Source organism: Myroides sp. TSA_177.3 (genome assembly GCF_052691955.1).
The window spans coordinates 149,740-156,397 of record NZ_JBQZGD010000009.1 but is presented as its reverse complement, the minus strand read 5'-3'; the positions used below and the strand labels follow the sequence as shown (position 1 = coordinate 156,397).

General features: G+C 37.4%; 6 protein-coding genes and 1 pseudogene. 2 read left to right on the top strand and 5 right to left on the bottom strand.

The features are described from left to right. Both ACUTSE_RS10820 and ACUTSE_RS10815 read left to right on the top strand, forming a co-directional pair. A pseudogene (locus tag ACUTSE_RS10820) lies at positions 1 to 314 on the top strand (hypothetical protein); the annotation flags it as partial. Positions 315 to 407: 93 nt separating this feature from the next. Further along, positions 408 to 2,177, top strand: coding sequence for a hypothetical protein (locus ACUTSE_RS10815; RefSeq protein WP_445640238.1), 1,770 nt, complete (start codon positions 408 to 410; stop codon positions 2,175 to 2,177). A gap of 109 nt (positions 2,178 to 2,286) precedes the next feature. On the opposite strand, the gene pstB is transcribed toward ACUTSE_RS10815, so the two are convergent. From pstB to ACUTSE_RS10790, 5 genes are all read right to left on the bottom strand, one after another. After that, positions 2,287 to 3,033 (bottom strand): phosphate ABC transporter ATP-binding protein PstB, encoded by a 747-nt coding sequence (pstB, locus tag ACUTSE_RS10810; RefSeq protein WP_002991260.1) that lies wholly within the window; start codon positions 3,031 to 3,033, stop codon positions 2,287 to 2,289. Further along, positions 3,023 to 3,880, bottom strand: coding sequence for a phosphate ABC transporter permease PstA (gene pstA, locus ACUTSE_RS10805; RefSeq protein ID WP_445640237.1), 858 nt, complete (start codon positions 3,878 to 3,880; stop codon positions 3,023 to 3,025). The genes pstB and pstA overlap by 11 nt, the downstream gene beginning before the upstream one ends. Next, positions 3,870 to 4,760: a phosphate ABC transporter permease subunit PstC gene (pstC, locus tag ACUTSE_RS10800; protein ID WP_002991264.1), complete on the bottom strand. Its 891-nt coding sequence runs from the start codon at positions 4,758 to 4,760 to the stop codon at positions 3,870 to 3,872. The genes pstA and pstC overlap by 11 nt, the downstream gene beginning before the upstream one ends. Further along, the gene (locus ACUTSE_RS10795; RefSeq protein WP_445640236.1) at positions 4,750 to 5,532 is read right to left on the bottom strand and encodes a substrate-binding domain-containing protein; all 783 of its coding nucleotides are present in this window, start codon (positions 5,530 to 5,532) and stop codon (positions 4,750 to 4,752) included. Before ACUTSE_RS10795 ends, pstC begins: the two co-directional genes overlap by 11 nt. A gap of 303 nt (positions 5,533 to 5,835) precedes the next feature. Beyond that, complete coding sequence (locus ACUTSE_RS10790) at positions 5,836 to 6,657, bottom strand: hypothetical protein (protein WP_445640235.1); 822 nt, start codon at positions 6,655 to 6,657, stop codon at positions 5,836 to 5,838. Position 6,658 lies beyond the last annotated feature (1 nt).

Sequence of the window (6,658 nt, the reverse complement as noted above, 5' to 3'; positions counted from 1 at the left end):
AAAGAGATTTATATCAGGATTATGTCAATCAATTTACTGGTGGCGCAGCTGGAGCAGCTAATGCGACCTATTTTATTTCGCATGGAGCAACAGGAGGAAGTATGCCTTATTCGGGCGGATTAATTAAAAATCCTGGAGCAACCTCGCCTGATATTGTGATTTATAATAAAAATCAAATGGATTATTACATTACCTATTATGATACCTCAGTATTAGCCAATGTACGATTGGATGATGATGGCGTATTAACATACGATATCATTGGAAATGCAACAGCAACATCCTATATGAATATTGTATTTGTAATTAAATAATAGAGTAAAGAAAAAGTAAAATATTGTTATACGATGTTCGTTTTTTGCCTTTAGATAAAATAGAATTGAGGTTTAATTAAAAAATAGATTGAGATGAATCGGTATACAACCTGCATTTTTTTAGGTGTGATATGGCTAGTACTCCTCTTCGGAACTAGTTTTGAAACGTATGCACAAGATTGTGTTTATGAACCTGATTATGAAAATGCCTATTTAAATAGTTCAAATCCTAATACCATTGAGTATGATAATATGGTTAGTGGTCATCGTGCAACAATCGCGAGAGGATATGATGGAAAAGTCATGGTGTGGGGATGGAGTATAGGGCCAAATGGAGAAGACATAGCCCCACCCTTGGAACTCAATGGGGATAATTATGGAATTGGAGGAAATAAGTTAACTGGTTCCATTTTAAAATTTACTACAGGAGGAGAAGGACAATTCGCAGTATTAACAACGGCGGGATTGTATATATGGGGAAAAACAGGAGGACTAGTTGATCCTGACATTTTAAATGCTGCAAATAACAGTTTTAGAAAAGTGTCCATTGGAACATACAATGTTCAGCAAGAGGAGCTTAAATCAGATGGTCTACCGCAGGGAGTGCAACCGACTGCAGTAAAAATGATGTTTGGAACTAAGCATGGCCTCGCTATTGTTACGTGTGATGGCCAAGCATGGGTAATGGCGATGAATGCATATGCATATGGAGATGGTGCAGCAGGCACAGTTGATAATAATCGCTTATGGCATCGTGTAAGTACAGCTCTAGATACACCCTTGGAGAATGTTGTTGCAGTACGTGGAACCTATGAAGCTTTTATGGCACTCACGGCAGAAGGAAAGGTTTATACTTGGGGAGCACGCACGTTTTTAGGAGACAATACAGGACAACAGTCTCAACCATTTGCTACGCTAATGACCCCAATAGATGGTGTAAGACCCAAAATGATTGGTATGACAAGTGAATTAGTTGGGAAGTCTTATTATCTTTTAGGAACAAATGGAAAAGTGTATAGTTTGGGAGATAATAATTACCATCAGTTAGGTGATTATACTAATACTGCTCGGTATACAACATGGCGTAATGTTGTAGGAAGGCCTGTTACAAAGGGAAGGGAAACCTTTAAGTTAGAGGATAATATAGCATGGATTAGTCCACAAGAACATTATGGTGATGATGCAGCTGCAATAAATGTATTGACAAAAGAAGGAAAATTATGGGCTTGGGGATTTAATCGAGCAGGTCTGTTAGGCACGCACGAGTATTCGTCGTATCCAGTATTTATGCCTGCGACCTATTTTAGGCCTATAGGTTTAATATATGAGGATTTCCTCACAGCTGTAGAAACAGGAGGGGGAAACAGTATCATAATTAAACAGTGCTTACCTCAATTTGGTTTTGTAGGGAGTGATGCAAATGGAAGTATGGGATATTTTGGCGCTGATGTTATGGTGTGGATGCAATACGTGTTTCGTAATATTGTAAAGGTACCCCTTTATGGAGCTGTTTATTCACCTATTTTAACCGATAGAAAAATATGTAATGGTTCTACTTTTGATTTAAATGATGCTATACCAACTGTACTTCCTCCAGGTGGTACGGGAATTGAGTGGTGGATGGATGTAGATGGAACAATTCCTGTTGCTAATCCTGAGGCAGTAACGCCTGGAACTTATTACGGTACTGTTACTGGACTTATAATAAAGTGCCCAACCGCAATAACAATTTCAGCCTATACCGCTTCAGACCCAGAATTTGAGATTTGTAAATCTTATTTTATCAGTAATCCTTTAGTGCGACAATTGATGCAAAATGCAACAGATGCTACTGAAAAAAGAAACCAATTTATTTCGCGCTAGATAGCAGAGTAAAAACGCTTGGACTATAGACAAAAATAAAGGATATAAGTACTGCATAGCATAGTACTTATATCCTTGTTGTTTTAAGGGGTAGAAAAAAGAATTTTATTTACCCAAATACTCCATTGATATAATTCTTGGTCATTTCGTGTTTTGGATGTTCAAAAATATCCTGTGTCAATCCACTTTCTTTTACTTCACCCAAGTACATAAAATACGTGTGATCTGCAATACGTTGCGCTTGTTGCATGTTGTGCGTAACAATGGCAATGGTATATTTTTCTTTTAGATGAAGGATTAATTCTTCAATTTTAATGGTACTTACAGGGTCCAAAGCCGAACAAGGTTCATCCATTAAAATCACTTCTGGACGTAGTGCAACAGCTCTTGCAATACAAAGGCGTTGTTGTTGCCCCCCTGATAAACGATGAGCAGGCATTTTTAAATCATCTTTTACTTCATCCCATAAGAACGCTTCGGTTAATGCTTTTTCAATAACGCTTTTGTCATGGGGTAAATTATTGATTTTTAATCCATAAGCAATATTATCGTAAATGCTCTTTGGAAAAGGGTTTGCTTTTTGAAAAACCATTCCAATGCGCTTTCTAATCTCCGTTACGGGGATGTTTTTCGCATAAATATCTTGATCTTCTAATTTGATTGAACCTTGGATTTTAGCATAAGGAACCAAGTCGTGCATGCGGTTAAAACTGCGCAATAATGTACTCTTTCCACAACCAGATGGACCAATTAAAGCGGTAATCTTATTTTCTTCAAATTGTACACTTACATTCTTTAAAACGTGTTTGCTTCCAAAGCTAATGTTTAAGTTGTCAGCAGCTAATTTAGTTTTCATTTTTTCTGAATTTATAACGGATATAAAATGCGCTTAAGTTTAATAAAAACACCACAAGGATCAAGATTAAAGCAGTACCATAAGCAATAGGTCTTACTTCATGAATAGATTGGTGTTGGGTAGATAACATATACAAGTGATACGGTAAAGCCATGAACTCTTGGTTGATATATCCATTGGTATCACTGATGTAAAAGGCTGCTCCCGTAAATAAAATAGGAGCGGTTTCTCCAGCGGCTCTTGACAAGGTTAAGACAACACCGGTTAAAATTCCTGGAACCGCAGAAGGGATTACAACATCCTTGATTGTTTCAAATTTTGTTGCACCTACTGCTAAAGCCGCTTCTCTTGTACTATTGGGAATCTGCATCAAGGCCTCTTCTGTTGTCGTGATGATATATGGAAGGGATAATAAGCCTAGGGTTAATCCCGCAGCTAATAAAGACGTACCTAGTTGTAAGGTTTGTACAAATAAAGCCAATCCAAATAACCCATAAATGATCGATGGTACACCAGATAAATTTCGAATAGCAGCACGGATGATACGCGTCAACCAATTATTTTCTGCATATTCATTCAAGTAGATGGCACAACATACCCCAAACGGAATACTGAATAAAGCAGTAATGAGCGTAATGAGGACTGTTCCTATAATGGGGGTTAGGATTCCTCCTTTTGTCATTCCCTCTTTGGGAACACTAGAAATAAATTCCCACGAGATACTTCCAGCACCTTTCGTTATAATTTCTAAGAGGATGACAACCAGAAAAAAGCAAACGATGAGTGTTGTTCCTACTAAGGTTCCCCATTCGATGATAGAAGATAATTTAAATTTATTAAGCTGCATGGTATTTTCTTAATCGGTTGATAAAATATTCTCCTACAAGATTGGCTATTAAGGTCATAAAGAATAGAACCGTAGCTAAAGCATATAATCCGTAGTAGTGTGTCGTTTGGTAGGGAACTTCCCCCATTTCGATTGCAATCGTAGCGGTCATGGTTTTTACAGAATCAAAGAATCCCGTTGGAATCAAGGCTGCATTTCCTGTTGCCATCAGCACAGTCATGGTTTCTCCAATCGCTCGACCTACACCTAGCATAATAGCAGAGATAATTCCAGGTGCAGCAGCAGGGATAATGACTTTGCGCAAGGTTTGCCATTTGGTAGCCCCAACGCCATAGCTGGCTTCTTTATAGGTTTTAGGAACGGCGTGAATCGCATCTTCCGCTATTGTGATGATTGTGGGTAAAGCCATAACAGCGAGTAAAATAGCACCATTTAAAGCATTTAGACCATTCGGCAATCCCGCCATATCCGCTAAACCTGGACTTACCACAACAATACCCAAAAATCCGATAACTACTGAAGGTACAGCGGCTAGCATCTCAATTGCAGGTTTTAAGATGTTTTTTAAACGAGTTCCCGCATATTCAGAGATAAAGGCTGCAGTACCTATCCCCAGAGGAATCGCAATTAACATAGCTCCAAAAGTTACGAGGGTCGTACTCAAGATGAGCGGTAACATGCCATAAGCTGGGTTTTTAGCGGTTGGATTCCATTCCATTCCCGTGATAAAATCAAGCGGCTTCACATCCATGAAGAAGGAAAAAGAATTGTAAATTAACAAGGCTAAAATTCCACCCAATAAGCACAGAACTAAAAGACCTGTTGCTTTGAAGATATATTTGAAGGCAATATCTAAACTAATTCTAACTTTATATTTCATTTTGTGGTCGTTCTATGATGTAATACCCGTGTTCTTTAATGAGTTGTTTTCCCATTGTACTATTTTCAAAATCAATGAATGGCTTTACCTTTTCCCATGAGTCTTCCAAAATAAATTGATAAAGAGGGCGTTGAAAAAAGTATAAACTGTTATTGATGGCGTGTGAATCAATAGGAGAATAAGCCGTAGAAGTTGGGGTTTCTTTAATGCTTAAAATTTTTACCGTTGGATTCGTAGCAGATTCATGAGAGATATAACCCGCTCCAACATAGCCAATTCCCGATTTATCGGTTTTAATTCCTTCAAGAATTTGAGCATTTCCCGTCATTTCCTTGGCCGCATTAGAAAATTCTATTTTGAGTTTCTTTTTGATGAAAGAATGCGTTCCTGAACTACTTTGACGTCCGTAAATATTAATAGGTAAATCGACCGAGGTCAGTTGATTCCAGTTGGTGATTTCGCCTTTCATGATTTTGGCTAAGGTTTCAAGATCAATCACATCGATAGGAAGGTCTTTATGAACAACAAAGGCGGTGGCATCTTCTGCAAAAATCACAGTGCGTACTTTGATTTTCTTATCTTCAAATTGTTGAATCTCTTTGTCGGACAAAGGGCGAGAAGAATTCGCAATATCCGCTTGACCATTTAATAAAGAAGTAATTCCGATTCCTGAGCCTCCTCCAGAGATTGCAATACTAAAATTGGCATCTACTTCTGTATACTTTTCTGCTAAGTTTACCGCAAGGTTCACCTCTGTATCCGATCCTTTCATCTTGATGGAGTGGTTCTTGTCTCCACATGAAAATAGTAGTAAAGACGAGAGAATAAGCAGACTTTTTCGTGTAAGAATATATAGCTGTTTCATTAGCACAAAAAACATCGTTTACTTTAAAGTAAAGGTTACTCCAATATTATCAATATGTTAACTCTGAATGGTAAAAAGAGATAACTTAATGTAGCGTTCTTACATTAGTTAAATAGGATAAAATCAGTAAAGAAGGGATTCGATTGAAAAAGCCAATAACGAGAGGTTATTGGCTTTTATAGTAAGCAATAGTTTACACCAAGAGTGTGCTTATTGTAATTTTATTGTAATGATATAATTACCATATTCTGTCTGACTATCGTGAATCGGACAAACAAATAAATAGTTGTTCTTCGTGATTTGACGATAATAAACATGAGCATGTAGGTCTGTATTCGGCGGAGTAGCGGTGTTAGGAAAAATTTCTAAACTATCTACAATAAGAGTTTTAGTTGATAGACTTGTATCTTGCATCTTGAAAAAAGTTTCAATAGCAGATAACAATCGGTTCACAATAAAAACAGCGGGAACAATAGGATAATGATCAAAATGACCTGCACATTGTTCGGCTGAAAAAGCTTGGATGATGACCTGAAAATGGGAGGAACAAAGTGGTGTTACCGTCACTTCATTTCGAAATTCAACGGGGGTGTTTAACGCAAGTTCGGCCGTATAAAACGATTTAAAAACGCGTTGAAAAGAATCTTCCGTAAAAATAATATAATCCAGCTCAAAGGTATAAGCCAATTGCTGGTGTTGATCAAAGATATTAACTAAGGATTTTCCCTTTCGTTCCGAAAATAACAAACTCTCAGCTTGGTATTTTAATTCATCACTAATTTCGCCTTGTGGAATCTTTCGTATTCTCAGTTTTTCACCTAAGAAAAAGGTTTTAGAAACAACATCCATTTTTTGGAGCAGTGCTATACTTCCCAATGAGGAGGCTATTTGCAGTACTTTATAAAACGCTTCAAAAGAATTTGAGAGAGCTATTGACTCGGTATATTCTAAGGTCGTATCCTGAATAACCAAAGAGTTTAGAGGAAATAAATAAGGCGAATTTTCACCTAACCGTTGCGCTATATCTTTCATA

What these genes read in the sequence shown, in the direction of transcription:
- pstA (WP_445640237.1), bottom strand. Translation starts at nt 3,880, where the DNA reads ATGCAGCTTAATAAATTTAAATTATCTTCTATCATCGAATGGGGAACC.
- ACUTSE_RS10795 (WP_445640236.1), bottom strand. Translation starts at nt 5,532, where the DNA reads ATGAAAGGATCGGATACAGAGGTGAACCTTGCGGTAAACTTAGCAGAA.
- ACUTSE_RS10790 (WP_445640235.1), bottom strand. Translation starts at nt 6,657, where the DNA reads ATGAAAGATATAGCGCAACGGTTAGGTGAAAATTCGCCTTATTTATTT.
- pstB (WP_002991260.1), bottom strand. Translation starts at nt 3,033, where the DNA reads ATGAAAACTAAATTAGCTGCTGACAACTTAAACATTAGCTTTGGAAGC.
- pstC (WP_002991264.1), bottom strand. Translation starts at nt 4,760, where the DNA reads ATGAAATATAAAGTTAGAATTAGTTTAGATATTGCCTTCAAATATATC.
- ACUTSE_RS10815 (WP_445640238.1), top strand. Translation starts at nt 408, where the DNA reads ATGAATCGGTATACAACCTGCATTTTTTTAGGTGTGATATGGCTAGTA.